This is a genomic window from Bacillus sp. SSR7 (assembly GCF_055902415.1).
Map to the genome: position 1 here is coordinate 487767 of NZ_JBVVXV010000002.1, position 24762 is coordinate 512528.

Consider the following 24762-nt stretch of genomic DNA (forward strand, 5'->3'; position numbering starts at 1 on the left):
GTTGTGTATGTATTATATTTAAAAAGATAAAAAATATAAGCGTATGTAGTTAAATTAAGGATGAAAAGCTTATTGAGATAAGGTGTATGGAAGCTAAGGAAAGAGGGAGAAAGTTGCAAATTGATGATTTTCAAATGATGGTTGTGTTAGCACAGGAATCAAATATGAGAAAAGCGGCGGAACGTTTATTTGTTTCACAACCTGCGCTTAGTCAACGATTACAATCTATGGAGAAACAATGGGGAATGAAGTTTTTTATTCGCTCGCAAAAAGGATTGACAATTACACCTGAAGGGGAAAAAGTCGCAAATTACGCAAAAGAAATGCTACAAAGGGAAGAGGATATTAAAAGTGAGCTAGCTGTTTTTAGAACAGAAACTCATGGGACGTTAAAAATAGCTGTCGCATCAGTTATTGGTCAATATTGGCTTCCTCCTGTTTTGAAGAGGTTTGTACATAAATATCCTTCTGTGAAAATATCGCTGTTTACTGGCTGGAGTAGTGAAGTGCAAAAGCAATTTTATGAAGGAGACGTTCATGTTGCTATATTGAGAGGAACACAAGAATATAAAGGCCAGAAGCAACAATTATTTGAAGATGAACTTTATTTAGTGGATAAAGAAATAAAAGATATTTCGATGTTAAAAGAAACAAATAGACCATTTATTCAATTTAAAAGTGATTCGACTTATTATGGACAAATACAAAATTGGTGGTATGGTTTATTTTCTAATCCACCTAAGAGAACAATTGTCGTTGATCAAATTGAGACTTGCAAACAACTCGTTTTAAATGGTATAGGTTATGCTCTTTTACCTTCTACTGTTTTAAAAGAAGTACAGGAAAATATGTATAAAACACCTGTCCAATTAACGAGAGAAACATGGTTATTGACGAGTGAATCAGCTAGACAATTGAAGCAAGTACAAGCATTTTTAGAAATTATAGAAGAAATTCAAATGGAAAAATAGGATTATTATCTTGCTACTCGCTCTATCGTTTGGTAGAGTAACATTATAAATGGATTTAGGAGGCAACAAGAATGAAAATGATGGACGCTAACGAAATTATTTCGTTTATTCAAAAAAGTGAAAAGAAAACTCCTGTAAAGGTATACATAAAAGGGGATTTAAAAGAAGTAACATTCCCTGAAACGGTACAAGCATTTGTAAATAAAAAGTCTGGTGTATTATTTGGAGAATGGTCTGAAATTAAGACAATTCTAGATGAAAATAGCAAGTACATTGTTGATTACGTTGTTGAAAATGACCGTCGTAATTCTGCAATTCCAATGCTTGATTTAAAAGGTATTAAAGCTCGTATTGAGCCAGGTGCGATTATTCGTGACCACGTTGAAATCGGCGACAACGCTGTTATTATGATGAATGCAACAATTAATATCGGTGCTGTAATTGGTGAAGGGTCTATGATCGACATGAACGCGGTACTTGGTGGACGTGCAACTGTTGGTAAGAACTGTCACGTAGGTGCAGGCGCAGTACTTGCAGGTGTTATTGAGCCACCTTCAGCAAAACCAGTTATCGTTGAAGACGATGTTGTTATTGGTGCTAACGTAGTTGTGTTAGAGGGAGTTACAGTAGGTAAAGGTGCAGTTGTAGCAGCAGGAGCTGTTGTGACAGAAGATGTACCTCCATATACAGTTGTAGCAGGTACTCCAGCACGTGTAATTAAAGAGATTGATGAGAAGACAAAAGCAAAAACTGAAATTAAACAAGAGCTTCGTCAATTAAACCCAGAGAAATAAAAACAAAAAAGCGTAAGAGCATAAACAGGCTCTTACGCTTTTTATAGATAGAGGTGCAAAAATGGTAGTAAGCAAATTTGTTCAAATTCGTAGAGACTTACACAAAATACCGGAAATTGGATTTAAAGAGTGGAAAACACAACAGTATATTTTAGATTACATAGGAACGCTTTCGAATGAACATGTGGAAGTGAAAGTATGGAGAACAGGTGTCATTGTTAAAGTAAAGGGAAGAAATCCAGAAAAAGTTATAGGTTATCGCGCAGATATAGACGGTTTACCAATTACAGAGGAAACTGGATATGAGTTCGCTTCTGTTCATGAAGGAATGATGCATGCATGTGGACATGACTTACATACGACAATCGGTTTAGGCCTCCTAACAGCAGCTGTAACAGAAAGAATAGATGATGACCTTGTATTTCTATTCCAACCAGCTGAAGAAGGGCCTGGAGGGGCCCTTCCTATGTTAGAGAGTGAAGAGTTAAAAGAATGGAAGCCGAATATTATTCTCGGCCTTCATATTGCACCTGAATACCCTGTAGGAACAATTGCTACAAAAGAGGGGCTATTATTTGCAAATACATCAGAGTTATATGTTGATTTAAAGGGGAAAGGTGGACATGCAGCTTATCCTCATACTGCAAATGATATGATTGTCGCAGCTAGTCACCTTGTTACACAGCTTCAGTCCGTTATTAGTCGTAATGTAAACCCGCTTGATAGTGCAGTAATTACAATCGGAAAAATAACAGGCGGTACAGTTCAAAATATCATAGCAGAAAAGTCTCGGTTAGAAGGAACGATTCGAACGTTATCAGTGGAATCAATGAGTCGTGTTAAAAGTAGGATTGAGGCAATTGTTGCAGGTATAGAAGCTTCCTTCCAATGTAAAGCGGTTATTGACTACGGAGCGATGTATCATCAAGTATATAACCATGAAGCATTAACGAGAGAGTTTATGCAATTTGTAAGTGAACAAACTGATATGAAAGTAATTACATGTACCGAGGCAATGACAGGTGAAGATTTTGGTTATATGCTTCAAGAGATTCCTGGATTTATGTTTTGGCTTGGGGTAAATTCAGAATATGGTTTACATCATGCAAAATTAAAGCCAGATGAAGAGGCTATTGAGAAAGCTATCGTATTTTTAGATCAATATGTAAAGTGGAAGGGAACTAGAAAGTAAATTTGCTCGCCAACTTGGTAACAATTTAAAGTGGGTATTCGTTAGTTCCAAGGTGAAAACATCTTTTATATTTGTTTTGGATACACATCGGCATACAAATGGATAAAATAATGAGCAGTGGTTTTGAGCCGCTGCTCATTATTCATTATCGCTTATTGAGAAGATGATTAGTTAACTAGCTTATATATGTTTACAATTCGTGTGGAGAGTGTGTAAAATCAAGGTGAAACGTAGAAAAAAGGGTGGGGAATTACGTGCAGATTAGCAGTGCGATTTTATGTTTTGTTTTATATACATATGTTATTATTGCAGCGGTTTATTTTGGGATAAGTTTTTATGCCTACCGTTTAGCGAATAATAATGAATATGAAGAGACATACAACTGGGTGAAAAGGTATTTATCACCTGTACTAGAAATTATGAATGGGTTTGTTCTTTTTTTATTTATTGGATTAATTGCTTTTTCAACGAGCTTAGTAGGAAATAAGACTACATTATTTGTACTAGGTATCATTATTTTTATGCTATTAGGAATTCGTATTGGTAATACGGTATTTTGGAATGAGAGAAAAGTAGATGGTTGGACGGGAATGCTAATACCGTGTATGTTAGCTGCTATCGTGACGAATATAGAACATGAATATTATCAGTTGCATTTTTGGCTCATAATTGTTTTAACAATTCTCTCTGTTTTGTATATAAGTACTGTTGTGCTAACATACATTGCAAATGAAAAGGGAGATATAAAAGGCACTCATTTCTTTAGAGGGCGTGCATTGTTATGGAGTGTGCCAACGATGGCGGTTATAGCAATTATTGCGATATTAGTAAATGGGTATCAATTTACGAATTGGCAACTGTTTTTAGAAAATTGGTGGATTTTCATTCTTTCGTTTATCGCTTTTTTAGGTACAACGCATTACTTATTCCATCAACATCATTACATATTGGCATTGCTATTCGCATTTACACAACTATTATTTGCTTTTTTCGGACAAGAAACGTTATTATTCGTTTTTGAAACATTTAGTTCATTCGGAAACATATTTGTATTTGGTATGTTAATTTTCGGTATCGCATTTTATTTACAACAGTATTTTTATATGCAAAAACAAAAATAAAGAATGATATACAGGTTTTTGTAGCAAATCTAAAGTATGTTACAATAAAAATACATAGTATTCGATGTTATTGGAGGAATTTCTGTGGGTGAAAAAGAGAAAGAATTTGCTGTCATTGGGCTTGGGCGTTTTGGTGGAAGTATTTGTCGGGAACTTGCTCAATTAGGTATGGAAGTAATGGCAATTGACTCAGATGAGGATAAAATTAATGAGTTTGCAAATATAGCTTCACATGCTGTAATTGCAGATTCAACAGATGAGATGGTATTAAAAAGTCTTGGTATTCGTAATTTTGATCATGTAGTCGTTGCGATTGGAGACAATTTAAATTCAAGTATTTTAACAACGTTAATTCTGAAAGAGTTAGGTGTAAAAAATATTACTGTAAAAGCTCAAAATGATTATCATGAAAAAGTATTAAGTAAAATAGGAGCAGATCACATTGTGCACCCAGAGCGCGATATGGGAAAAAGGATTGCTAATAATATTGCATCAAGTAATGTATTAGACTATCTTGAGCTTTCAGACGAGCATAGTATTGTAGAGATTATTGCAAATAAAAAAATTGATGGTCATTCTTTAATCGAATTAGATATTCGTGCGAAGTTTGGATTGAATATTGTAGCGATTAAACGTGGTAAAGAAGTTATTGTATCCCCTCGAGCTACGGAAAACATTCAAGCGGGAGATATATTAATTGTAATTGGTCATGACGATGAAGTAGATCGTTTCAAGCACTTTTTAAGATAAGAGAAAAGGACAATACCATAAAGGTATTGTCCTTTTTCTTATATCTCCATAATGATTGGTAAAATCATTGGACGACGTTTCGTTTTCTCATATAGGAATGGTGCTAATGTATCTGTAATTTCATTTTTAATTTCAGACCATTGTGTTGTTTTACGTTCCATTACTTTTTCTAAATGAGTTGTAATTAATGTTTGAGCATCATTAATTAAATCACTACTTTCACGCATATAAACAAAACCACGTGAGATAATATCAGGCCCTGCTGCAACTTTAAATTCTTTCATATCAATGCTTACAACGACAATAACAAGTCCTTCTTCAGAAAGGATACGACGATCGCGTAATACGATATTACCGATATCTCCAATACCATTTCCGTCAATATAGACAGATCCAGATGGTATTTTACCAGCTACACTTGCTTCATCTGAACGTAAGGCAAGAACATCACCATTATCCATAATGAAACAGTTTTCTTCTGGAATACCACAATCATTTGCTAATTTCATATGCATACGTTGCATACGATATTCACCATGAATTGGCATGAAATACTTCGGTTTAATTAGACGAAGCATTAGTTTTTGTTCTTCTTGTCCACCGTGTCCACTCGTATGAATGTTTGACAGTTTTCCGTGGATTACATCAGCACCAGCACGGTACAACATATTAATTGTACGGCTTACACTAATTGTATTACCAGGGATTGGTGAAGAAGAGAAAACAACTGTGTCGCCAGGAATGATTTGAATTTGACGATGGGTACCATTAGCAATACGTGAAAGTGCTGCCATTGGCTCTCCTTGACTACCTGTACATAAAATAACAACTTTATTAGCCGGTAGACGATTTAATTGAGATGCATCTATAAATGTATCTTTCGGACAGCGAATATAACCGAGGTTTTGTCCAATTTCAATTGCTGCCTCCATACTTCGGCCAAATACAGCCACTTTACGATTGTTTTCAACAGCCGCTTCAACGACTTGTTGCAAGCGATGGATATTTGATGCAAAGGTTGCAAAGATAATACGACCTTCTACTTTGCGGAAAATATCTTGAATACTATCACCAACACGGCGCTCAGACATTGTAAAGTTTGGAACTTCACTGTTTGTACTGTCAGATAAGAGACAAAGTACACCGTCTTTTCCGATTTCAGCCATTTTTGTTAAGTCCGCTGGTTCACCAACCGGTGTGAAGTCAAATTTGAAATCTCCAGTATGAACCACTTGTCCTTGAGGTGTTTTCACAACAACTCCGTATGAATCTGGGATACTGTGAGTTGTACGGAAGAAGGAAACAGATGTCTTTTTAAATTTAATAACATCATCTTCTTGAATTTCATAAAGCTTTGCTTTACGAAGTAATCCGTGCTCTTCTAATTTGTTTTTGATTAGTGCAATTGCTAATTTTCCGCCATAAATCGGAATGTTCACTTGACGTAATAAGTAAGGAATTCCACCGATATGATCTTCGTGACCATGTGTAATGAATAATCCTTTAATTTTATCTTCGTTTCGCACAAAATAAGTGTAATCTGGTATTACATAATCGATTCCGAGGAGTTCGTCTTCTGGAAACTTAATTCCAGCGTCAATTATAATAATTTCATCTTGAAATTGAACAGCATATGTATTTTTACCGATTTCACCAAGTCCACCTAAAGCAAAAACGGCTGCTTGATCATTCTTTAGAAATTTCATATGACTATACGATTTCCGCTAATGTTAAATCAGCGTTTTCTTTTTCATATTCAAGATGATTGCCAGTCACAGACTGAACGAATTCGATATTATATGCGAACTTATTTAATTTTGTACGAACATCCTTCTCAGACGTAGCCTCTAAATATAAAACTTTTGTATTTTCACGTACTGGAACCTCAGTCATTTTTTCTTGATAAAATACTTTAAAAATCATTTGGAAAACCTCTCCTTGTCTATGTTTTGCATTATCTGTTACTTATTATAAAGCAAACAGTCACGATTTTCATGTTTTTTCGAATGAGAATGAAGAAAAAGCCCGAAATGGGCACAATTTAAGCGATCGTCTTTTTACGGACTAGATCTTTTAAATAACGCTTCAGCTTTTTCTTCAGCTTCTTCAGCATGATTACTCCTTCCTTTCCTTATTTTAAACATGCATATTACTAGTGAAAACGCCGTCTCTGATATAAGAAAGAGGACAAAAGTGAATGTTGAATCTTGTCTTTTCTCATACAGAGAAAGCTATTCTATAGTAACGATTAGTAGCCGTTAGTTATAGATATAGTATGAGAAAGAATAGAAAAGAAAATTCATACGAACAAGTATCCACATTTTTTACTAATATATATATGCAGGTTTCATAAATAAGGTCAGAAAGTGAACGCTTTCTTCACAGATGTTTAATATGTTATACTTTTTTTTAGCATTTGAAAAGCGATAATCAAAATAGGAATATAGAGTAACAGAAAGGATTTTGACAAATGAATGATAAAATTGTCTTTTTTGATATTGATGGAACATTATTAGATCATGATAAGAAGATTCCGCAATCTACACGAGATGCAGTAAGACAGTTACAAGAAAAAGGCGTGCATGTAGCAATTGCGACAGGACGTGCACCATTTATGTTTGAAGATATTCGTAAGGAACTGAATATCCACAATTATGTTAGCTTTAATGGACAGTACGTTGTATTTGAAGATGAGGTAGTATTTAATAACCCATTAAATCCAGCTGCTCTACATAAGTTTACTCAGTTTGCAAAACAAGAAGGATATCCGCTTGTATATCTTGATCATCAAGAAATGAGAGCATCAGTGGAATATCATGATTATGTGAAAGAAGGGTTTGGCAGTTTACATTTTGAGCATCCGGCATATGAACCTGATTTTTATGAGAAGCGTAATATTTATCAAACACTTCTTTTCTGTGAAGTAAATGAAGAAGAAAAGTTTATAAATCAGTATCCAGACTTTCATTTTATTCGCTGGCATGCGTATTCAATGGATATTATTCCAAATGGTGGTTCTAAGGCAAAAGGGATTGAGAAATTCATTGAAAAATTAGGATTTAACCGTGAACAAGTGTATGCATTTGGGGATGGCTTAAATGATTTAGAAATGATTGAGGCGGTTGGGACAGGTATTGTGATGGGGAATGGTCATGAAGACTTGAAAAAACTTGCGAATCATGTGACAAAGGATGTTAGTGAAGACGGTATATATCACGGTTTAAAATGGGCTGGGTTGCTATAAGTGAATATGGAATCTATTTCATATAGTAAAAAGGCGGAAGAGTATATTCCGCCTTTTTTTACTATCGCTCCAGAGGTTTTGAATCGTCAGGAGCGGCAAATGGATTTTCTTTATTAATGTGGTCATAGAACATAACACCATTTAAATGGTCAATTTCATGTTGAAATACAATTGCTGGTAACCCTTTTAAACGTAATTTTACTTCTTCGCCGTTGATAGAAGTTGCTTTCACTGTAATTCTTGTATAACGAGGGACATAACCAGGTACTTCACGGTCTACTGATAGACAGCCTTCACCACTTTGTAAATATGTACGTTCAACAGAATGGCTAATGATTTTTGGATTGAATAATGCATGACTATATAACGTACCGTCCGTATCTGTTACATGAACCGCAATCATTTTCTTTGAAATACCGATTTGCGGAGCCGCTAATCCGATTCCAGGGCGTAAACTATATTTTTCAGCCATTTCAGGATCTTGGCTATTTATTACAAATTCAATCATTTCTTTAAGGGTATTTGTATCTTCTTCGCTTGCTGGTAATACTACCTCTTCTGCAACGTTTCGCAAAATAGGATCTCCTTCGCGAATTACATCTTTCATTGTAAGCATATGTAATCTCTCCTTTCCCCTTTAGTCTACCAAAGGAGATGGAAAAAGTCATCGGCAAGTAAGGAGAAGCGATTTGGAAAGCATTTTACTATAGATCGGTTATGTAGGAATAAAAAGAAAGAGACGGCAGAGCCGTCTCTTTCTTTCCATAGTTGTTTCATTTTACATTAGCGAATGCAAGCAGCACCAACGATAATTAAAAGAATAAACAACACAACGATTAAGGCGAAGCCGCGTCCAGACCCACCACAAGAACCGCCATAACCGTAGGAAGGATATGAACAAGTTGGATAGCAATATGAATATCCGTACATGAGATGACCTCCTTTATCATTTCCCGCTAATACTGCGGTTACTATAATGTATGGAGGGAAGAGTAGAAATGTATGGGTAATTACCTATAAAAGGAAGAAGAGTTTGTATATTTTTGCTAAGAAGAGAGAAAAACTAAAGGGAATTAAATCGTTTACATATTATTCTAAGAGAAAAAACAAGTTAAAAAGGGAATAATATAACAGTAGGTTAATGCTTACTAATACAGATGTGAAAAATAAAAACACGTTTGTGTAGGAGAAACCTGCAGATTATTTATAAAAAAACGTATTCAAAGTAATTGACATCGTAATTAGAATAGTTGTAAACTAAAAAACGTGATCAAGATTGTATTAATATGTTTCTGAAAAAACATTAGTACAGATTGTTAGGTACACAAAATTATTCTCAACCGACAAATAAATTTGTTGGTTTACATTGTTGCGGTTTCCATCTAGCGAATAGATAGTGAAAGCGTTTCAGAATATGGTTCAAGAGAGGAAGAGGTGAACGGAATGGGTACTAAAACAAAAAAGACCCTATTTAATGTTGATGAGCAAATGAAAGCTATCGCAGCTCAATTTGAAACATTACAAATTTTAAATGAAAAAGGCGAAGTTGTGAATGAAGCAGCTATGCCTGAATTATCTGATGATCAATTAAAAGAATTAATGCGCCGTATGGTGTATACTCGCGTACTAGATCAACGTTCTATTTCTTTAAACCGTCAAGGACGTTTAGGTTTCTACGCACCAACAGCTGGACAAGAGGCTTCTCAATTAGCAAGTCATTTCGCACTTGAAGCAGAAGATTTCATCTTACCAGGATATCGTGATGTGCCACAATTAGTATGGCACGGTTTACCATTATACCAAGCATTCTTATTCTCTCGTGGACATTTCATGGGTAACCAAATGCCTGAGAACGTAAATGCACTTGCTCCACAAATCATCATCGGTGCGCAAATCATCCAAACTGCTGGTGTTGCGTTAGGTATGAAATTACGTGGTAAAAAATCTGTTGCAATTACTTACACTGGTGACGGTGGTGCTTCACAAGGTGACTTCTACGAAGGTATGAACTTTGCGGGTGCATTCAAAGCTCCAGCAATCTTCGTTGTACAAAACAACCGTTATGCAATCTCTACTCCAGTAGAAAAGCAATCTGCAGCTAAAACTGTAGCACAAAAAGCAGTAGCAGCAGGTATTTACGGAATCCAAGTAGACGGTATGGATCCATTAGCTGTATACGCAGCAACTGCTTTCGCTCGTGAGCGTGCAGTAAATGGCGAAGGTCCTACTTTAATCGAGACTTTAACATTCCGTTACGGTCCACATACAATGGCTGGTGATGACCCAACTCGTTACCGTACAAAAGATATCGAGAACGAATGGGAACAAAAAGATCCAATCGTACGCTTCCGTGCATTCTTAGAAAACAAAGGCCTATGGTCTCAAGAAGTTGAAGAGAAAGTAATCGAAGAAGCAAAAGAAGATATCAAACAAGCAATTGCTAAGGCTGACCAAGCTCCAAAACAAAAAGTTACTGATTTAATGGAAATCATGTACGAAAAAATGCCTTACAACTTAGCTGAACAATATGAAATTTACAAAGAAAAGGAGTCGAAGTAAGCCATGGCTCAAATGACAATGATTCAAGCAATCACTGATGCTTTACGCGTTGAAATGAAAAATGACCCTAACGTACTTGTGTTTGGTGAAGACGTTGGTGTAAACGGCGGTGTATTCCGTGCTACTGAAGGTTTACAAGCTGAATTCGGTGAAGACCGTGTAATGGATACTCCACTTGCAGAGTCTGGTATTGGTGGACTTGCAGTTGGACTTGCACTTGAAGGATTCCGTCCAGTTCCAGAAATCCAATTCTTCGGTTTCGTTTATGAAGTAATGGATTCAATTTCTGGTCAATTAGCTCGTATGCGTTACCGTTCTGGTGGACGTTGGACTGCTCCAGTAACAGTTCGTTCTCCATTCGGTGGTGGTGTTCATACTCCTGAACTACATGCTGATAGCTTAGAAGGTTTAGTGGCTCAACAACCTGGTCTAAAAGTTGTTATTCCATCTACTCCATACGATGCAAAAGGTCTTTTAATCTCTGCGATTCGTGACAACGATCCAGTTATCTACTTAGAGCATATGAAATTGTACCGTTCATTCCGTCAAGATGTACCAGAAGGCGAATACACAATTGATTTAGGCAAAGCTGATATCAAACGTGAAGGTACAGATGTATCTGTTATCGCTTACGGTGCTATGGTTCACGCTGCATTAAAAGCTGCTGAAGAACTTGAAAAAGAAGGTATCTCTTTAGAGGTTGTTGACTTACGTACAGTTCAACCATTAGATATCGAAACAATCATCGCTTCTGTTGAAAAAACAGGCCGCGTAGTTGTAGTTCAAGAAGCTCAAAAACAAGCTGGTATTGCAGCTAACGTTGTAGCGGAAATTAACGACCGTGCAATCTTAAACTTAGAAGCTCCAGTTGTACGTGTTGCAGCTGCTGATACAGTATTCCCATTCTCTCAAGCTGAGAGCGTATGGTTACCAAACCACAAAGATATTGTTGAAGCTGTTAACAAAGTAATGAACTTCTAATTTTTACTTATTCATGTGCAAAAGAAATCAGCACATGCTGATTTCTTTTGCCATATTCCATAATAAAGAAATGAATCAGGGGGCTGAATTCCGTGGCATTTGAATTTAAACTACCAGATATCGGTGAAGGTATCCACGAAGGTGAAATCGTAAAATGGTTTATTAAACCAGGCGACGAAGTAAACGAAGACGACGTACTTCTTGAAGTACAAAATGATAAAGCAGTAGTAGAAATTCCTTCTCCTGTTAAAGGTAAAGTACTTGAAGTACTTGTAGAAGAAGGTACGGTTGCAGTAGTTGGAGATACATTAATTAAATTTGATGCTCCTGGATACGAAAACCTTAAATTTAAAGGCGACGATCATGACGAAGCTCCTAAAGCTGAAGAAGCAAAAGAAGAAGCTCCTAAAGCTGAAGCTACTCCAGCAGCAACTGCAGAAGTAGTAAATGAGCGCGTAATCGCTATGCCATCTGTTCGTAAATATGCTCGTGAAAACGGCGTAGACATTCATAAAGTAGCTGGTTCTGGTAAGAACGGTCGTATCGTAAAAGCTGACATCGATGCATTTGCAAATGGTGGACAAGCAGTAGCAGCAACTGAGGCTCCAGCAGCAGTAGAAGCTACTCCAGCAGCAGCGAAAGAAGAAGCACCAAAAGCACAACCAATTCCAGCTGGTGAATATCCAGAAACTCGTGAGAAAATGAGTGGTATCCGTAAAGCAATTGCGAAAGCAATGGTTAACTCTAAACATACAGCTCCTCACGTAACATTAATGGATGAAGTAGATGTAACTGAACTTGTTGCTCACCGTAAGAAGTTCAAAGCTGTTGCAGCTGACAAAGGTATTAAATTAACTTACCTTCCATACGTTGTTAAAGCTTTAACATCTGCATTACGTGAATATCCAATGTTAAACACTTCTTTAGATGATGCTTCTCAAGAAGTAGTTCATAAACATTACTTCAACATCGGTATCGCAGCTGATACAGACAAAGGTCTATTAGTACCAGTTGTTAAAGATACAGATCGCAAGTCTATCTTCACAATTTCTAACGAGATCAATGATCTTGCTGGTAAAGCACGTGAAGGTCGTTTAGCTCCTGCTGAAATGAAAGGCGCTTCTTGCACAATTACAAACATTGGTTCTGCAGGTGGACAATGGTTCACTCCAGTTATCAACCACCCAGAAGTAGCAATCCTTGGTATCGGCCGTATCGCTGAGAAACCAGTTGTGAAAAATGGTGAGATCGTTGCAGCTCCAGTATTAGCATTATCTCTAAGCTTTGACCATCGTTTAATTGACGGCGCAACTGCTCAAAAAGCATTAAACCAAATTAAACGTCTATTGAATGACCCACAATTATTAGTAATGGAGGCGTAATAACAATGGTAGTAGGAGATTTCCCAATTGAATTAGATACAGTCGTTGTTGGTGCAGGTCCTGGTGGATACGTTGCGGCAATTCGTGCAGCACAATTAGGTCAAAAGGTAGCAATCATTGAAAAAGCTAACCTTGGTGGCGTATGCTTAAACGTTGGATGTATTCCTTCAAAAGCGTTAATCAATGCAGGTCATCGTTATGAGAATGCAATGCATTCTGATGACATGGGTATCACTGCAGAGAACGTAAAAGTTGACTTTACAAAAGTTCAAGAATGGAAAAACGGCGTAGTTAAGAAATTAACTGGCGGTGTTGAAGGCCTTCTTAAAGGTAACAAAGTTGAAATCATTCGCGGTGAAGCTTACTTCGTAGACGCTAACACATTACGCGTAATGACTGAAGATGCAGCTCAAACTTATACGTTTAAAAATGCTGTTCTTGCAACTGGTTCTACACCAATCGAAATTCCAGGATTCAAATACTCTAAACGTGTTATCAACTCTACAGGCGCTTTAAGCTTACCTGAAATTCCTAAAAAACTTGTTGTAATCGGCGGCGGTTACATCGGTATGGAATTAGGTACTGCATATGCTAACTTCGGTACAGAAGTTACTGTAGTAGAAGCTGGCGACGAAATCTTAGCTGGTTTCGAAAAAGCTATGAGCTCTGTTGTTAAACGTGCTCTACAGAAAAAAGGTAACGTAACAATCCATACAAAAGCTATGGCTAAAGGCGTTGAAGAAACAGAAACTGGCGTAAAAGTTAGCTTCGAAGTTAAAGGTGAAATCCAAACTGTAGAAGCAGATTACGTATTAGTAACTGTAGGTCGTCGTCCAAACACTCAAGAAATCGGTCTTGAGCAAGTTGGAGTTAAAATGACTGACCGCGGCATCATCGAAATCGATGAGCAATGTCGTACAAACGTACCAAATATCTATGCAATCGGTGATATCGTTCCTGGACCACCATTAGCTCACAAGGCTTCTTACGAAGGTAAAGTAGCTGTAGAAGCAATTAGTGGCCATGCGTCAGCTATCGATTACATCGGAATTCCTGCAGTATGCTTCACTGATCCAGAATTAGCATCTGTTGGTTACACTAAGAAACAAGCTGAAGAAGCTGGAATGACTGTAACTGTATCTAAGTTCCCATTCGCTGCTAACGGTCGTGCATTATCATTAAACAGCACTGACGGTTTCTTACAACTTGTAACACGTAAAGAAGATGGTCTTCTTGTAGGTGCTCAAGTTGCAGGTGCAGGCGCTTCTGATATTATTTCTGAGATTGGTTTAGCTATCGAAGCTGGAATGACAGCAGAAGATATCGCTCAAACAATCCACGCTCACCCAACATTAGGTGAAATCACAATGGAAGCAGCTGAAGTTGCTCTTGGAATGCCAATTCACATTGTAAAATAATTTAAGTAATGAAAATAGCCCATCTCTTATTTAAAGAGATGGGCTATTTTTTACTTTATAATAAAAATGGCTTGCAAGGTCTTTATACGTACTTGTCGAATGAATATATAATAATTTAATTGAATCGTTAAAACATATAATCCAAAAGCCATATATATGCTTTCGTGTAATATGTAATTGATTCAAACTTAATACCATATATTAATAAAATAGAGCATGTCAAAGGAGAAGGTTCCATGAGAATATTACATGTTATATTTTATCATTTTTTATTATGGAGTGGTTTTTCCGTTGTATTATCATTGTCAAATGGTGATAAGTTGCATTATAAAGTCATTCTATTTTTTGTATTTCTTTATTTAGCATATGTGATCGCATATTTTGTATTGCAAATTAGAAAGCAGGCATTATTTCTTACGTGTTCAAATTGCATACTTTTCTTAATTATATTTTCTATTTTTTTAAATTAACGTGTATAGAAATACATTGTTCTTCCATTAAATAATTGTAACTCTCCTTCTAATTTCTTCGCTAGAAAACGGCAAAATTCATTTGCTTTTCCTTTATCACCAAATGTTGCATTAGGTGGTAAAGAAACTTGAATATAAGTTTGTTCCTTTTCTATACCGACACCAACATAAATGGAGTCATATCGATCGTGAGTAGATTGTAGTTTGAATGTTGTTGCTGATGTATCTAAAATTTCATACGGAAAAGCGGTATTTGTATAAGCGTAATTAATTTGAACACCAGTTTTGGAAGTAACTGTTTTATAATAATGAAAAAGTTGTTTTATATCATCTATTGAAACAGATTGTTGATTGGATTTAGGTACAAGCGTAATAAAGGCATGTTGCATATAAGTTCCCCCTAACTTAGTAGAATACTACCATTCTACATCCTACTGAATTTTTTGACAATTAAAAGGAGTATTCCTTTTTTTGTTTAATATACTAATGAAAGGTGATATAGAAAGGTGGAAACCGATGTTTGAAAAATTGTATGATGAGCATGAAAGTGTGAAGGTACGATTTTTGGGGTTTATGACACATGATACTCGTTATGATTTTGGTGTTATTTATACAAATATGTTTTTTGGAAAGCCACTTATTGTTTGTATGCAAACAGGAAGGTCTACTTTACTTGGACGAGATGATGTAGAGAATGTTCAACATTTGCAGGAAGTGTTCAAATTAGGTTCAGAAGAGGAAGCAGCTGAGTTAGCTCAGTTCTTCTCATTTCTAGTTCCATCTACATCTTTGCATGCGGAATACGAAGAATAAATAATGTAAAACAGTCGTACGTATAAATATGGCTGTTTTTTTGTTTGAATATCGCATACTAATTTAAAATTAAAATATTTAATGTGTTATACTAAAAACCTATTGACGTAAAAAGTATAACATATTAAAATAAAGACAGAAAGTTAAGCGGTTACAAAAAAGTTTTTGGGATTATAAACTTAGGGGGAAATGAAAAATGGGAACAATCGTATGTCAAGATTGTGAAGGTACAATTGCACACTTCGAGGATGAGAAAGTAACGGTACTTTACGGGAAATGTGGATCTTGCGGATGTGATCACACAGAGCATACAAAAGCCCAATAATTGATAGGAAATGGACAGCTGAAAGTTTTTAGGACCATAAACTTAGGGGGAAATGAAAAATGGGAACAATCGTATGCCAAGTATGTGAAGGAACAATCGGACATTTTGAAGATGAAAAAACGACAGTGCTTTACGGAAAATGCGGAACATATTGTGACTGTGCTAGTAGAGATAATGCGAAAGCTTAATGATAAATAAATAGATTACTATTAAAACTCAGGGGGAAATGAAAAATGGGAACAATCGTATGCCAAGTATGTGAAGGAACAATCGGACATTTTGAAGATGAAAAATCAACAGTACTATACGGGAAATGTGGATCTCATTGCGACTGTAACCATAAAGAACATACAAAAGCTTAAATAAAAAAAGCGCCTACATATGTAGGTGCTTTTTTTAATAAACTGTAGTTGTGTTGCCAACTGTTGCAACAATGGCATCATCTCTAATCGGAATAAATCCTATGGATGTCTGTGGTGTGCTAGGAGAAGCGTGGTAGCTCATAAGACGGCTATCAATACGGGTAATAGTATCGGTTAAGAAAGCGGAAATAAAAGCGTAAGGGACTCGTCGCTCATTTAACGCGTATATAATTTCTTCTTTTGTTTTTACACCTACGCCATGCCCATAAAAAAAGAAATTTCCTAGATAGATTGTATTTTCTCCTTGCCACTCGATTGTAGCTGGGTTCACTTGTGGATTTTTAAAGTAAACGAGATCACCTGGGACAAGATCGCCACCCGTCTTTGTTATGAGCTTTAAATCTTGATCGTAGTCCCACGTATAAAGTAAAAGGTTTGCAAAGAGACGGTTGAAGGTTTCTTCCTCATATAATGCTAGTAAAGCTTTGTAAAAAATAATGATCATAGCGGTGGCACATTCAGTTCCATATAGTTTTCCGTTTTTGAAAATATCTTGTATGGCAATGGAAGGGGGTATGTTTGGAAGGAGCTCGAATCCTCCAAGAGATGTTCTTTTCCAATACTGAGGGTTACAAAAAGATTGTTGAAATGTGCGAAACTGAAAACCACTTTGAAAAAGTTCTAATGCAGAAGTAATAATATTAACACGCAAATTTAGATCAAAGCTGAGTTCACCAGATGTTCGGAAGGAATAGATTTCTTGATTTCCTGCCATTATAGATAAAATTTGTTGTTTCTCATTTGCAAATGGCTCATATTCATTTGTGATATAAGGATGTACAATAGAACGGCCTATTACAATCATAATAGTATCCCCACCTATACGTTACATTACATAATATCGTATGAGAAAAGGCCAAAAGGGTGAAAGAAAAGCCTATCAACTGATAGGCTTGTACTCTTTAATCACGCGTAATGTTTGTAATGTCATATCTTCAGGACCTTGTACAGGTAAACCTGCTTCTAAGTTTTTACGAATATACTCTAAGTTATCTTGTGTAATAATTTCCCCCGGAGTAAAGATTGGAATCCCTGGCGGATAAACCATAACGAAATCAGCTATAATACGACCTGCTGCATTTTCAAATGGGATGACTTCTGTTTCCGAATAAAAAGCATCTCGAGGAGAAAGTGCTAAAACAGGTATTTCTGGAATTTCTACTTGCACTTGAACACCTTTATCAGCTTTATTTTTAAATGTTGCTGATAAATCTTGTAATGCTGCAATAAGTGTATTTGTCTCACTTTCTGTATCCCCAAAAGTGACAAGACATAGTATGTTGTATAAATCTGAGAGCTCTACTTCAATGTTATATTGCTCTCTAAGCCATACTTCAGCCTGATGGCCTGTAATACCTAAATCTTTTACAGATACAATTATCTTTGTAGGATCATAGTTAAAAGTAGCATCCGTACCTAGCATTTCTTTCCCTGGACAGTAAAGATGTTCAATATCATTTATAGCATCACGAACTTGTTCCGCTAATTGTATTGTTTGTTCTATGAGTGCCGTTCCTTCTGTAGCAAGACGTTTTCTAGCAACATCTAGGGAGGCTAACAAGATGTAAGACGTTGATGTAGTCGTAAGCATGCTAATAATAGATTGAACATGTTTTACGTTCACAAGACCTTCTTTTACATTAAGAATAGAACTTTGCGTTAAAGATCCACCTAATTTGTGAACACTTGTTGCTGCCATATCTGCACCGGCTTGCATCGCTGACATCGGCAGTTCATCGTGAAAATGAATATGAACACCATGAGCCTCATCAACGAGTACAGGGATATCGTAAGAATGTGCTAATTGTACAATCTGTTCTAAGTCCGCAGCAAAGCCAAAGTATGTTGGGTTAATAACAAGTAGGCCTTTCGCATCTGAGTGCTCTTCAAGTGCCTTTTTGACAGATTGAATTGTGATTCCATGTGAAATACCAAGTTTTGGATCAATTTCAGGATGCATGAAAATAGGTTTTGCACCTGAGAAAATAATAGCTGACATTACTGATTTATGCACGTTTCGTGGTACTAGTATTTTGTCACCAGGACCGCAAACGCTCATCACCATTGTCATAATTGCGCCACTTGTACCTTGAATAGAAAAGAAAGTATGATCCGCACCAAATGCAGCGGCTGCTAAATCTTGTGCTTCTTTAATCATACCTTTTGGATGATGTAAATCATCGAGCGGCGCAATATTAATTAAATCAATTGCTAATGCATTATGCCCAATAAATTCGCGAAATTCAGGATCCATGCCCTGTCCTTTTTTATGCCCTGGAATATGGAATTGAATTGGATTTCGCTTACTGTGCTCAACTAAAGCGGTAAACAATGGTGTTTCGTATTGGGACAATCTATACACCCCTTCTTTTTTTAATATTTATTAGAGTTTGTTTTATATAATCTTGTTCTAAAAAAGTTACGTTCTTTTTTAGAATGAGACTTGTTTTTCTGCCATTCACAAAAGCTTTTTTGAGATGGGAGCTTCACTTTATTTTCTATAAAACAAAAGCATTATATCACCAATAATTATAGATGTATAGCAAAAAATATTTTTACGGTGAGTATGTTAAATAGTTGCTTCCTACTAACTTCTAGTGGAAGGCAATTCCATTAAAATGAATAAATAGTGTATAATGCAAAGTGGCTATAGTGAAGTAGAAAAAATCACTTTAAGATAGCGTATTGAAATAAGAAGAAATGATAAATGAGGTGCGAAATGGAATATCAATATCCGTTAGATTATGATTGGTCCAATGAGGAAATGGTTACAATTGTGAAGTTTTATGAAGCGATTGAGAAAGCATATGAAAAAGGAATTGTAAGAGAAGAATTAATGGGTTTATATCGTCGTTTTAAAGAGATTGTTCCATCGAAAGCAGAAGAAAAGAAAATTGATAAAGAGTTTCAAGAAGTAAGTGGATATTCTATATACCGTGCGATTCAAAAGGCTAAAGAAATTGAAGAAAAAAAGCTTGTTAAAATGTAAAAAAATTTTGAAAAATAAAAACTGAAGTGATATAATGTGATAACAACTAAAAACGGACAATATAAATTGTCCGTTTTCTACTATCTATTACAAAGTGCATATAAAGGAAGGAGTGATTGCATCGTAGATTCAATCTTAGCAAGGAATTGTTCGTTGGTCATTGCTGAAAACTCCTCTGGTGATATATGAATACCAACTAATAATTCTGCTTTTTTCACAGTAGCTAGACGTTCAATCATCTTTTGTAAATCATTTGTTTCAAGTGTTTTATGTAATTTTACACTTGGTTTAGTATGGTCAATGGACCAAACGAAGTCATTTGGAATATTTGTTTTTAAATCATTTATATGTTCTAAGAAGGCGTGAGCCGTCTCCACTTTTTGTGGACACTCATAGATTAAACCAAAGTATATGAAGGCATGAGTACCCCATAATCCAATTTGGAAATGTGGTAGCATTTTATATCCGCGTTTATTTGTTGAAAAAGCAACCCAAGTATCGTTTGGTGGATTGACTTTGCGACGTGCGTGTTTTGCTACATGATAAAAAAAGTTCTCATCAGTTTGTTTGGATAAATACGCTGCAAACTGTTCCCCTAAAGCTTCTAGCTTAGGATGAATGTTCGTTTTAATTGCACTCATTCGTTCTTCGAGACCATCAACTGTAAAGACCTCAAAATCAGTTGATTTGAATGTTTGTAGTGTCATGATTGTTCCTCCAACTCCTATTTTGCTTTTATTTTAGCATAGCTTGTACTATTCATAAAAAAAACAGCACAAAAAAATTTAAATAAAAAAATATAATTTTGTTGCATAGATGATTTATCCAACATAGTATAGTATAAAACAAAAAATCAGAAAATTTAATCAATTCTAGTCCGAGGGCAGACGAATATTGGGAGGAGGCAAATAATATGAGACAGGTGATTAATGCGTTAAAGAGAACAGATGCTGAAAAGAGAATACCGGTGCTACGTTTGGAGCTAGATTATGAATTAGCGACTTTATATGATGCGATGATGGAAAATGATAAACAGAAAAAAGAAGAGTGTGTACAAAAGTTAGAAGTGTTAAGGCTTGAAATGATTCGTTTAGAAGCGTAATAATAGTATATGTATAAAAAATTAGTTGGTGCGAACCTTATAAAGGGTTCGTTTTTTCTGTGAACAGTATAGATCGGAGTGTTTAAACATGCAAGAAGTATGGAAAGACATCGATGCACACGCCAAACAGTGGATTCGGGATGCGGGAGAGCGTTTAATGGCATCAATGAAAAAAGCACTTATTATAGAAACAAAATCAAATGCAGCTGATTTAGTAACAAATATGGACCGAGAAATAGAACAGTTTTTAATTGGGAAAATTAAAGAAACATTCCCACATCATCATATTTTAGGTGAAGAGGGCTATGGAGACGAGGTAACTTCTTCTGACGGGGTTGTTTGGTTAATTGATCCAATTGACGGCACGATGAACTTTGTTCACCAAAAAAGAAATTTTGCAATTTCAATTGGAATTTATGAGAACGGTATCGGAAAGATTGGACTTATTTATGATCCAGTTCATGATGAATTATATCATGCGTTAAAAGGGGCTGGAGCATTTTGCAATGAAGTACCAATACCTTTATTAGAAAAAGGTACTGTAGAGCAAGGTATTGTAGCTTTAAATGCGATATGGCTTACCGACAATCCATTGCTTAATATGGAAAGTATGATGGCACTTGTTAAGAAAGCAAGAGGCACGAGATCATATGGCTGTGCAGCTTTAGAGATGGTATACGTTGCAACTGGAAGAATCGATGCATATGTAACGCCTAGATTATCACCATGGGACTTTGGTGGGGGACAGATAATTGTAGAGGAAGTTGGAGGCAAGGTAACAACATTCTCCGGAGCGCCACTTTCTATCGTAGAGAAGAGTAGCGTATTAGTTGCGAAGCCAGGGGTGTATGAAGAAGTGTTATCGTTTATCCCGCTTTAATGGGCAGTAAGACCCCCACCTCAAAATTCAACGAAAGTAAAGAAGTGAGGTGGGGGTCGGGCTACCCAGAAAAGCCCGATTGGTGAGGGCTGATAATCAGGGGGGATGAAGAAAACCCCCACTGATTAAAGTTTCACTTTATATCCAAGTAACAAAAAAAGTAAGAGGCTATATATAGGCTTCTTACTTTTTGACGTTATTGCGATTTACGCATTTTTCTTTTTGTTACAAAACCGTATCCAACTGTAACAAATGTGCCGATAATGCAAATAATAATACCGATTGGACTATTTTCAGCAATCATAATGCCGATACCAATTAAGAAAATAACACCGATAATTGCCGTTAATAAAAAGCGATATTGAATGTGTTCCATTTCTTCACCCTCCAATCTCATTTTACTTTCACAAAAGTAAGAATACAACTATATTTTCATTCTTGCTTTTATTTTAATTGCTATTGTATCCCCTTCGCTCTTATAATAGAGAAGGATTAAAAAGACATTAGGAGTTGGACATGTTGAAAAAACGACAAGATTTACGTAATATAGCAATTATTGCCCACGTTGACCATGGTAAAACAACACTTGTTGACCAATTGTTACGTCAAGCGGGGACTTTCCGTGCGAACGAACACGTTGAAGAGCGCGCAATGGATTCAAATGATCTAGAAAGAGAGCGCGGTATTACAATTTTAGCGAAAAATACTGCGATTCACTATGAAGATAAAAGAATTAACATTTTAGATACACCAGGTCACGCTGACTTCGGTGGAGAAGTAGAACGTATTATGAAAATGGTTGATGGTGTTTTACTTGTTGTTGATGCATATGAAGGTTGTATGCCACAAACACGATTTGTTTTAAAGAAAGCTCTTGAGCAAAACTTAACTCCAATCGTAGTTGTAAATAAAATTGATCGTGACTTCGCTCGCCCTGATGAAGTAGTTGATGAAGTAATCGACTTATTCATCGAACTTGGTGCAAACGAAGATCAATTAGAGTTCCCAGTTGTATTTGCATCAGCAATGAACGGAACAGCAAGCTTAGATTCAAACCCAGCAAATCAAGAAGAGAATATGAAATCATTATTTGATACAATTATTGAACATATTCCTGCACCAATTGATAATAGCGAAGAGCCACTTCAATTCCAAGTAGCACTTCTTGATTACAACGACTATGTTGGACGTATTGGAGTTGGACGCGTATTCCGCGGTACAATGAAGGTTGGACAACAAGTTGCTTTAATGAAAGTAGACGGAAGCGTAAAACAATTCCGCGTAACAAAATTATTTGGTTACATGGGATTAAAACGTCAAGAAATTGAAGAAGCAAAAGCTGGAGACTTAGTAGCTGTTTCTGGTATGGAAGACATTAACGTTGGTGAAACAGTATGTCCAGTTGAACATCAAGATGCGTTACCATTATTACGTATTGATGAGCCAACACTACAAATGACGTTCCTTGTAAATAACAGTCCATTTGCAGGTCGTGAAGGTAAATACATTACATCTCGTAAAATTGAAGAGCGTCTTCGTTCACAATTAGAAACAGATGTAAGTTTACGTGTAGATAATACAGAGTCTCCTGATGCATGGATCGTATCTGGACGTGGGGAACTACATTTATCTATCTTAATTGAAAACATGCGTCGTGAAGGTTATGAACTACAAGTATCTAAGCCAGAAGTAATTATTAAAGAAGTTGATGGCGTAAGATGTGAGCCTGTAGAGCGTGTACAAATCGATGTACCTGAAGAATATACTGGTTCTATTATGGAATCTATGGGTGCACGTAAAGGTGAAATGTTAGATATGGTGAATAACGGAAACGGTCAAGTTCGCCTTACTTTCATGGTTCCAGCACGTGGTTTAATTGGTTACACAACAGAATTCTTAACATTAACTCGTGGTTACGGTATTTTAAACCATACATTCGATTGCTACCAACCAGTACACGCTGGACAAGTTGGTGGACGTCGTCAAGGTGTTCTAGTTTCACTTGAAACAGGAAAAGCATCACAATACGGTATTATGCAAGTTGAAGACCGTGGTGTAATCTTCGTTGAACCAGGTACAGAAGTATATGCTGGTATGATTGTCGGAGAACACACTCGTGAGAATGACTTAACAGTTAACGTTGTGAAAATGAAACAACAAACTAACATTCGTTCTGCGACGAAAGATCAAACTTCAACAATGAAAAAACCACGCTTAATGACTTTAGAAGAATCATTAGAGTACTTAAACGATGACGAGTTCTGTGAAGTAACTCCAGAATCAATTCGTTTACGTAAAAAGATTCTTGATAAGAGCGAACGTGAAAGAGCTGCTAAGAAAAAGAAATCTGTAGAAGCGTAAAATAGTAAAACAGCTACCTTTAATTAAGGTAGCTGTTTTTTTATGTTTATTTTTTAGAATATTTACTCTTTTTGTGGACAGTATTTTTTTCACAGGTTACTCTTGTATTAAGTACATAAAGAAAAATGGTTTGATTTATGAGGAAGGGGGATAAATGGTGTTAGAAAGAATGTCGTTTTTTGCGAAGTTATGTAAAGTTGATGAAAATCCAGAACTAGGGATGTGGTTACTGTATGGCGTCATTATTATATTAAGTGCACTTGTGTATAATTTAGGTTTTGCAAGAAAACTATCTATAATAAAAAATATAGTGATATATATATCGTTAGCGATTGGGTGTACAGTGTTAACTTTCTTTGCAGTTTTTTTACCTGTTGGAGAGGGGCTTGTTGTAGCGGCAATTGTACTTGGAATTTATAGGTTGCGATTACGTCAAGCGAGACAACAAAAAGCGGGATGAGGGGGGAAGTTTTATGCGTTCAGTACAAGATGCGTTATATAATTGGTTAACAATTAAAACAGTTGCTGAAGCACGTCCGGATGATAGTGCTGCAAAAGAAACGTATTTGTTATTTCGAAATATGATATATGAAGAACATAAATTGAGAAATGTGGAAGTTAAGAAGGACGAGGAAATGTATTTAGTTACATATGAAATAAATGGAGAAAGAAAATCTGTAAGGTTTCCATTAGAAGTTATTGATTGTTTTTTGGATCAAATGAATCGCGAACCTGAAAAATATAAATAAGTCCTTTATCATATTGATAAAGGACTTATTTATATTTTACCAATCGTCTTCGACTTTTTTATCACGATATAATCGGAAATTACCACTTGCATGACGTTCCATCGTACGTTCAGCAATTCGTTCCGAACATTCCATGCACATATATGTATGAATAGGGCGATTACGCAGTTTTTTTGCCATAGGATTTTCATCATCTAACATATCTTTTTTATCACAAATCATACATTTGACTCTCATTT

Annotated in this window: 31 protein-coding genes; 21 read left to right on the forward strand and 10 right to left on the reverse strand. The window is 36.0% G+C overall.

The annotated features are described in order from the left end of the window. The first annotated feature begins 86 nt into the window (after positions 1-86). From AC0NJG_RS06670 to AC0NJG_RS06690, 5 genes are all read left to right on the forward strand, one after another. On the forward strand, positions 87-971 hold the full coding sequence (locus AC0NJG_RS06670; RefSeq protein WP_087954442.1) for a LysR family transcriptional regulator: 885 nt from the start codon (positions 87-89) through the stop codon (positions 969-971). 71 nt (positions 972-1042) lie between these two features. Further along, complete coding sequence (gene dapD, locus AC0NJG_RS06675; protein ID WP_000783248.1) at positions 1043-1765, forward strand: 2,3,4,5-tetrahydropyridine-2,6-dicarboxylate N-acetyltransferase; 723 nt, start codon at positions 1043-1045, stop codon at positions 1763-1765. Positions 1766-1826: 61 nt separating this feature from the next. Further along, the gene (locus AC0NJG_RS06680) at positions 1827-2957 is read left to right on the forward strand and encodes an N-acetyldiaminopimelate deacetylase (protein ID WP_087954443.1); all 1131 of its coding nucleotides are present in this window, start codon (positions 1827-1829) and stop codon (positions 2955-2957) included. A 254-nt stretch (positions 2958-3211) separates the two neighbouring features. Continuing rightward, positions 3212-4078, forward strand: a complete 867-nt coding sequence (locus tag AC0NJG_RS06685; RefSeq protein WP_087954444.1) for a cytochrome C oxidase assembly protein — start codon at positions 3212-3214, stop codon at positions 4076-4078. An 84-nt stretch (positions 4079-4162) separates the two neighbouring features. After that, positions 4163-4828, forward strand: coding sequence for a potassium channel family protein (locus AC0NJG_RS06690; protein WP_000504032.1), 666 nt, complete (start codon positions 4163-4165; stop codon positions 4826-4828). A 38-nt stretch (positions 4829-4866) separates the two neighbouring features. Here AC0NJG_RS06690 and rnjA read toward each other — a convergent pair whose 3' ends face one another. Then, positions 4867-6534, reverse strand: a complete 1668-nt coding sequence (rnjA, locus tag AC0NJG_RS06695; protein WP_000670368.1) for a ribonuclease J1 — start codon at positions 6532-6534, stop codon at positions 4867-4869. Positions 6535-6538: 4 nt separating this feature from the next. Next, positions 6539-6751, reverse strand: a complete 213-nt coding sequence (locus tag AC0NJG_RS06700) for a DNA-dependent RNA polymerase subunit epsilon (protein WP_000576444.1) — start codon at positions 6749-6751, stop codon at positions 6539-6541. A gap of 547 nt (positions 6752-7298) precedes the next feature. Between AC0NJG_RS06700 and AC0NJG_RS06705 the strand changes: the two genes are divergently transcribed. Further along, entirely contained in the window at positions 7299-8072 is a 774-nt protein-coding gene (locus AC0NJG_RS06705; RefSeq protein WP_474062937.1) for a Cof-type HAD-IIB family hydrolase, read from the forward strand. Positions 8073-8133: 61 nt separating this feature from the next. Here AC0NJG_RS06705 and def read toward each other — a convergent pair whose 3' ends face one another. Both def and AC0NJG_RS06715 read right to left on the reverse strand, forming a co-directional pair. Next, on the reverse strand, positions 8134-8688 hold the full coding sequence (gene def / locus AC0NJG_RS06710) for a peptide deformylase (RefSeq protein ID WP_046197916.1): 555 nt from the start codon (positions 8686-8688) through the stop codon (positions 8134-8136). Between the two features lie 167 nt (positions 8689-8855). Then, positions 8856-9002: a YjcZ family sporulation protein gene (locus AC0NJG_RS06715; protein ID WP_000274562.1), complete on the reverse strand. Its 147-nt coding sequence runs from the start codon at positions 9000-9002 to the stop codon at positions 8856-8858. Between the two features lie 513 nt (positions 9003-9515). On the opposite strand from AC0NJG_RS06715, the gene pdhA reads away from it, so the two are divergent. The 5 genes from pdhA to AC0NJG_RS06740 all read left to right on the forward strand — a co-directional run bounded on the left by pdhA (position 9516) and on the right by AC0NJG_RS06740 (position 14882). Next, positions 9516-10631, forward strand: coding sequence for a pyruvate dehydrogenase E1 component subunit alpha (gene pdhA / locus AC0NJG_RS06720; RefSeq protein ID WP_000536893.1), 1116 nt, complete (start codon positions 9516-9518; stop codon positions 10629-10631). Positions 10632-10634: 3 nt separating this feature from the next. Next, a complete protein-coding gene (gene pdhB, locus AC0NJG_RS06725) occupies positions 10635-11612 on the forward strand; it encodes a pyruvate dehydrogenase complex E1 component subunit beta (RefSeq protein ID WP_000068166.1) in 978 nt (325 codons plus the stop codon). 92 nt (positions 11613-11704) lie between these two features. Next, entirely contained in the window at positions 11705-12994 is a 1290-nt protein-coding gene (gene pdhC, locus AC0NJG_RS06730; RefSeq protein WP_000863427.1) for a pyruvate dehydrogenase complex dihydrolipoyllysine-residue acetyltransferase, read from the forward strand. Between the two features lie 5 nt (positions 12995-12999). Further along, positions 13000-14412 carry a dihydrolipoyl dehydrogenase gene (gene lpdA / locus AC0NJG_RS06735; RefSeq protein ID WP_000260111.1) on the forward strand — a complete coding sequence of 471 codons (1413 nt, stop codon included), beginning with the start codon at positions 13000-13002 and terminating at the stop codon, positions 14410-14412. A 236-nt stretch (positions 14413-14648) separates the two neighbouring features. Continuing rightward, on the forward strand, positions 14649-14882 hold the full coding sequence (locus AC0NJG_RS06740) for a hypothetical protein (RefSeq protein WP_087954445.1): 234 nt from the start codon (positions 14649-14651) through the stop codon (positions 14880-14882). On the opposite strand, the gene AC0NJG_RS06745 is transcribed toward AC0NJG_RS06740, so the two are convergent. Next, positions 14879-15271, reverse strand: a complete 393-nt coding sequence (locus tag AC0NJG_RS06745) for a DUF1885 family protein (protein WP_087954446.1) — start codon at positions 15269-15271, stop codon at positions 14879-14881. The genes AC0NJG_RS06740 and AC0NJG_RS06745 overlap by 4 nt on opposite strands. A gap of 127 nt (positions 15272-15398) precedes the next feature. Between AC0NJG_RS06745 and AC0NJG_RS06750 the strand changes: the two genes are divergently transcribed. From AC0NJG_RS06750 to AC0NJG_RS06765, 4 genes are all read left to right on the forward strand, one after another. Further along, entirely contained in the window at positions 15399-15695 is a 297-nt protein-coding gene (locus tag AC0NJG_RS06750; RefSeq protein ID WP_011040622.1) for a DUF3055 domain-containing protein, read from the forward strand. Between the two features lie 196 nt (positions 15696-15891). Beyond that, a complete protein-coding gene (locus AC0NJG_RS06755; RefSeq protein WP_000536778.1) occupies positions 15892-16020 on the forward strand; it encodes a GapA-binding peptide SR1P in 129 nt (42 codons plus the stop codon). Positions 16021-16079: 59 nt separating this feature from the next. Beyond that, a complete protein-coding gene (locus AC0NJG_RS06760) occupies positions 16080-16208 on the forward strand; it encodes a GapA-binding peptide SR1P (RefSeq protein WP_474062938.1) in 129 nt (42 codons plus the stop codon). Positions 16209-16253: 45 nt separating this feature from the next. Next, entirely contained in the window at positions 16254-16382 is a 129-nt protein-coding gene (locus tag AC0NJG_RS06765; protein ID WP_087954448.1) for a GapA-binding peptide SR1P, read from the forward strand. 34 nt (positions 16383-16416) lie between these two features. Here the strand turns inward: AC0NJG_RS06765 and AC0NJG_RS06770 are convergent, their stop codons facing one another. Both AC0NJG_RS06770 and speA read right to left on the reverse strand, forming a co-directional pair. Next, positions 16417-17247, reverse strand: a complete 831-nt coding sequence (locus AC0NJG_RS06770) for a protein-glutamine gamma-glutamyltransferase (protein WP_000635351.1) — start codon at positions 17245-17247, stop codon at positions 16417-16419. Between the two features lie 75 nt (positions 17248-17322). Beyond that, positions 17323-18795 carry an arginine decarboxylase gene (gene speA / locus AC0NJG_RS06775; protein ID WP_000084887.1) on the reverse strand — a complete coding sequence of 491 codons (1473 nt, stop codon included), beginning with the start codon at positions 18793-18795 and terminating at the stop codon, positions 17323-17325. Between the two features lie 366 nt (positions 18796-19161). Between speA and AC0NJG_RS06780 the strand changes: the two genes are divergently transcribed. Then, positions 19162-19431: a UPF0223 family protein gene (locus AC0NJG_RS06780; protein WP_087954449.1), complete on the forward strand. Its 270-nt coding sequence runs from the start codon at positions 19162-19164 to the stop codon at positions 19429-19431. A gap of 80 nt (positions 19432-19511) precedes the next feature. On the opposite strand, the gene AC0NJG_RS06785 is transcribed toward AC0NJG_RS06780, so the two are convergent. Further along, entirely contained in the window at positions 19512-20138 is a 627-nt protein-coding gene (locus tag AC0NJG_RS06785) for a YktB family protein (RefSeq protein WP_000175082.1), read from the reverse strand. A 206-nt stretch (positions 20139-20344) separates the two neighbouring features. On the opposite strand from AC0NJG_RS06785, the gene AC0NJG_RS06790 reads away from it, so the two are divergent. Together AC0NJG_RS06790 and AC0NJG_RS06795 are read left to right on the forward strand one after the other, a co-directional pair. Beyond that, positions 20345-20533 (forward strand): hypothetical protein, encoded by a 189-nt coding sequence (locus AC0NJG_RS06790; RefSeq protein WP_001250168.1) that lies wholly within the window; start codon positions 20345-20347, stop codon positions 20531-20533. A gap of 88 nt (positions 20534-20621) precedes the next feature. Next, the gene (locus AC0NJG_RS06795; RefSeq protein ID WP_087954450.1) at positions 20622-21413 is read left to right on the forward strand and encodes an inositol monophosphatase family protein; all 792 of its coding nucleotides are present in this window, start codon (positions 20622-20624) and stop codon (positions 21411-21413) included. Between the two features lie 196 nt (positions 21414-21609). Here AC0NJG_RS06795 and AC0NJG_RS06800 read toward each other — a convergent pair whose 3' ends face one another. Next, positions 21610-21789 (reverse strand): DUF5325 family protein, encoded by a 180-nt coding sequence (locus AC0NJG_RS06800; protein WP_000400127.1) that lies wholly within the window; start codon positions 21787-21789, stop codon positions 21610-21612. 140 nt (positions 21790-21929) lie between these two features. On the opposite strand from AC0NJG_RS06800, the gene typA reads away from it, so the two are divergent. From typA to AC0NJG_RS06815, 3 genes are all read left to right on the forward strand, one after another. Further along, positions 21930-23774: a translational GTPase TypA gene (gene typA / locus AC0NJG_RS06805; RefSeq protein ID WP_000914763.1), complete on the forward strand. Its 1845-nt coding sequence runs from the start codon at positions 21930-21932 to the stop codon at positions 23772-23774. Positions 23775-23931: 157 nt separating this feature from the next. Beyond that, a complete protein-coding gene (locus AC0NJG_RS06810) occupies positions 23932-24234 on the forward strand; it encodes a YlaH-like family protein (RefSeq protein ID WP_000893666.1) in 303 nt (100 codons plus the stop codon). 13 nt (positions 24235-24247) lie between these two features. Continuing rightward, positions 24248-24523: a hypothetical protein gene (locus AC0NJG_RS06815; protein ID WP_087954451.1), complete on the forward strand. Its 276-nt coding sequence runs from the start codon at positions 24248-24250 to the stop codon at positions 24521-24523. A 36-nt stretch (positions 24524-24559) separates the two neighbouring features. On the opposite strand, the gene AC0NJG_RS06820 is transcribed toward AC0NJG_RS06815, so the two are convergent. Continuing rightward, on the reverse strand, positions 24560-24760 hold the full coding sequence (locus AC0NJG_RS06820) for a YlaI family protein (RefSeq protein WP_001995040.1): 201 nt from the start codon (positions 24758-24760) through the stop codon (positions 24560-24562). Positions 24761-24762 lie beyond the last annotated feature (2 nt).

Excerpts from the sequence above, each read along its gene's own strand:
- pdhB (WP_000068166.1), top strand. The coding sequence starts at position 10,635 with ATGGCTCAAATGACAATGATTCAAGCAATCACTGATGCTTTACGCGTT.
- AC0NJG_RS06700 (WP_000576444.1), bottom strand. The coding sequence starts at position 6,751 with ATGATTTTTAAAGTATTTTATCAAGAAAAAATGACTGAGGTTCCAGTA.
- AC0NJG_RS06745 (WP_087954446.1), bottom strand. The coding sequence starts at position 15,271 with ATGCAACATGCCTTTATTACGCTTGTACCTAAATCCAATCAACAATCT.
- AC0NJG_RS06715 (WP_000274562.1), bottom strand. The coding sequence starts at position 9,002 with ATGTACGGATATTCATATTGCTATCCAACTTGTTCATATCCTTCCTAC.
- AC0NJG_RS06760 (WP_474062938.1), top strand. The coding sequence starts at position 16,080 with ATGGGAACAATCGTATGCCAAGTATGTGAAGGAACAATCGGACATTTT.
- AC0NJG_RS06815 (WP_087954451.1), top strand. The coding sequence starts at position 24,248 with ATGCGTTCAGTACAAGATGCGTTATATAATTGGTTAACAATTAAAACA.
- AC0NJG_RS06785 (WP_000175082.1), bottom strand. The coding sequence starts at position 20,138 with ATGACACTACAAACATTCAAATCAACTGATTTTGAGGTCTTTACAGTT.
- AC0NJG_RS06705 (WP_474062937.1), top strand. The coding sequence starts at position 7,299 with ATGAATGATAAAATTGTCTTTTTTGATATTGATGGAACATTATTAGAT.
- typA (WP_000914763.1), top strand. The coding sequence starts at position 21,930 with ATGTTGAAAAAACGACAAGATTTACGTAATATAGCAATTATTGCCCAC.
- AC0NJG_RS06680 (WP_087954443.1), top strand. The coding sequence starts at position 1,827 with ATGGTAGTAAGCAAATTTGTTCAAATTCGTAGAGACTTACACAAAATA.
- AC0NJG_RS06820 (WP_001995040.1), bottom strand. The coding sequence starts at position 24,760 with ATGAGAGTCAAATGTATGATTTGTGATAAAAAAGATATGTTAGATGAT.
- rnjA (WP_000670368.1), bottom strand. The coding sequence starts at position 6,534 with ATGAAATTTCTAAAGAATGATCAAGCAGCCGTTTTTGCTTTAGGTGGA.
- dapD (WP_000783248.1), top strand. The coding sequence starts at position 1,043 with ATGAAAATGATGGACGCTAACGAAATTATTTCGTTTATTCAAAAAAGT.
- AC0NJG_RS06790 (WP_001250168.1), top strand. The coding sequence starts at position 20,345 with ATGAGACAGGTGATTAATGCGTTAAAGAGAACAGATGCTGAAAAGAGA.
- AC0NJG_RS06755 (WP_000536778.1), top strand. The coding sequence starts at position 15,892 with ATGGGAACAATCGTATGTCAAGATTGTGAAGGTACAATTGCACACTTC.
- AC0NJG_RS06780 (WP_087954449.1), top strand. The coding sequence starts at position 19,162 with ATGGAATATCAATATCCGTTAGATTATGATTGGTCCAATGAGGAAATG.
- AC0NJG_RS06765 (WP_087954448.1), top strand. The coding sequence starts at position 16,254 with ATGGGAACAATCGTATGCCAAGTATGTGAAGGAACAATCGGACATTTT.
- AC0NJG_RS06670 (WP_087954442.1), top strand. The coding sequence starts at position 87 with ATGGAAGCTAAGGAAAGAGGGAGAAAGTTGCAAATTGATGATTTTCAA.
- AC0NJG_RS06800 (WP_000400127.1), bottom strand. The coding sequence starts at position 21,789 with ATGGAACACATTCAATATCGCTTTTTATTAACGGCAATTATCGGTGTT.
- def (WP_046197916.1), bottom strand. The coding sequence starts at position 8,688 with ATGCTTACAATGAAAGATGTAATTCGCGAAGGAGATCCTATTTTGCGA.
- AC0NJG_RS06770 (WP_000635351.1), bottom strand. The coding sequence starts at position 17,247 with ATGATTGTAATAGGCCGTTCTATTGTACATCCTTATATCACAAATGAA.
- AC0NJG_RS06750 (WP_011040622.1), top strand. The coding sequence starts at position 15,399 with ATGTTTGAAAAATTGTATGATGAGCATGAAAGTGTGAAGGTACGATTT.
- AC0NJG_RS06740 (WP_087954445.1), top strand. The coding sequence starts at position 14,649 with ATGAGAATATTACATGTTATATTTTATCATTTTTTATTATGGAGTGGT.
- lpdA (WP_000260111.1), top strand. The coding sequence starts at position 13,000 with ATGGTAGTAGGAGATTTCCCAATTGAATTAGATACAGTCGTTGTTGGT.
- AC0NJG_RS06795 (WP_087954450.1), top strand. The coding sequence starts at position 20,622 with ATGCAAGAAGTATGGAAAGACATCGATGCACACGCCAAACAGTGGATT.
- pdhA (WP_000536893.1), top strand. The coding sequence starts at position 9,516 with ATGGGTACTAAAACAAAAAAGACCCTATTTAATGTTGATGAGCAAATG.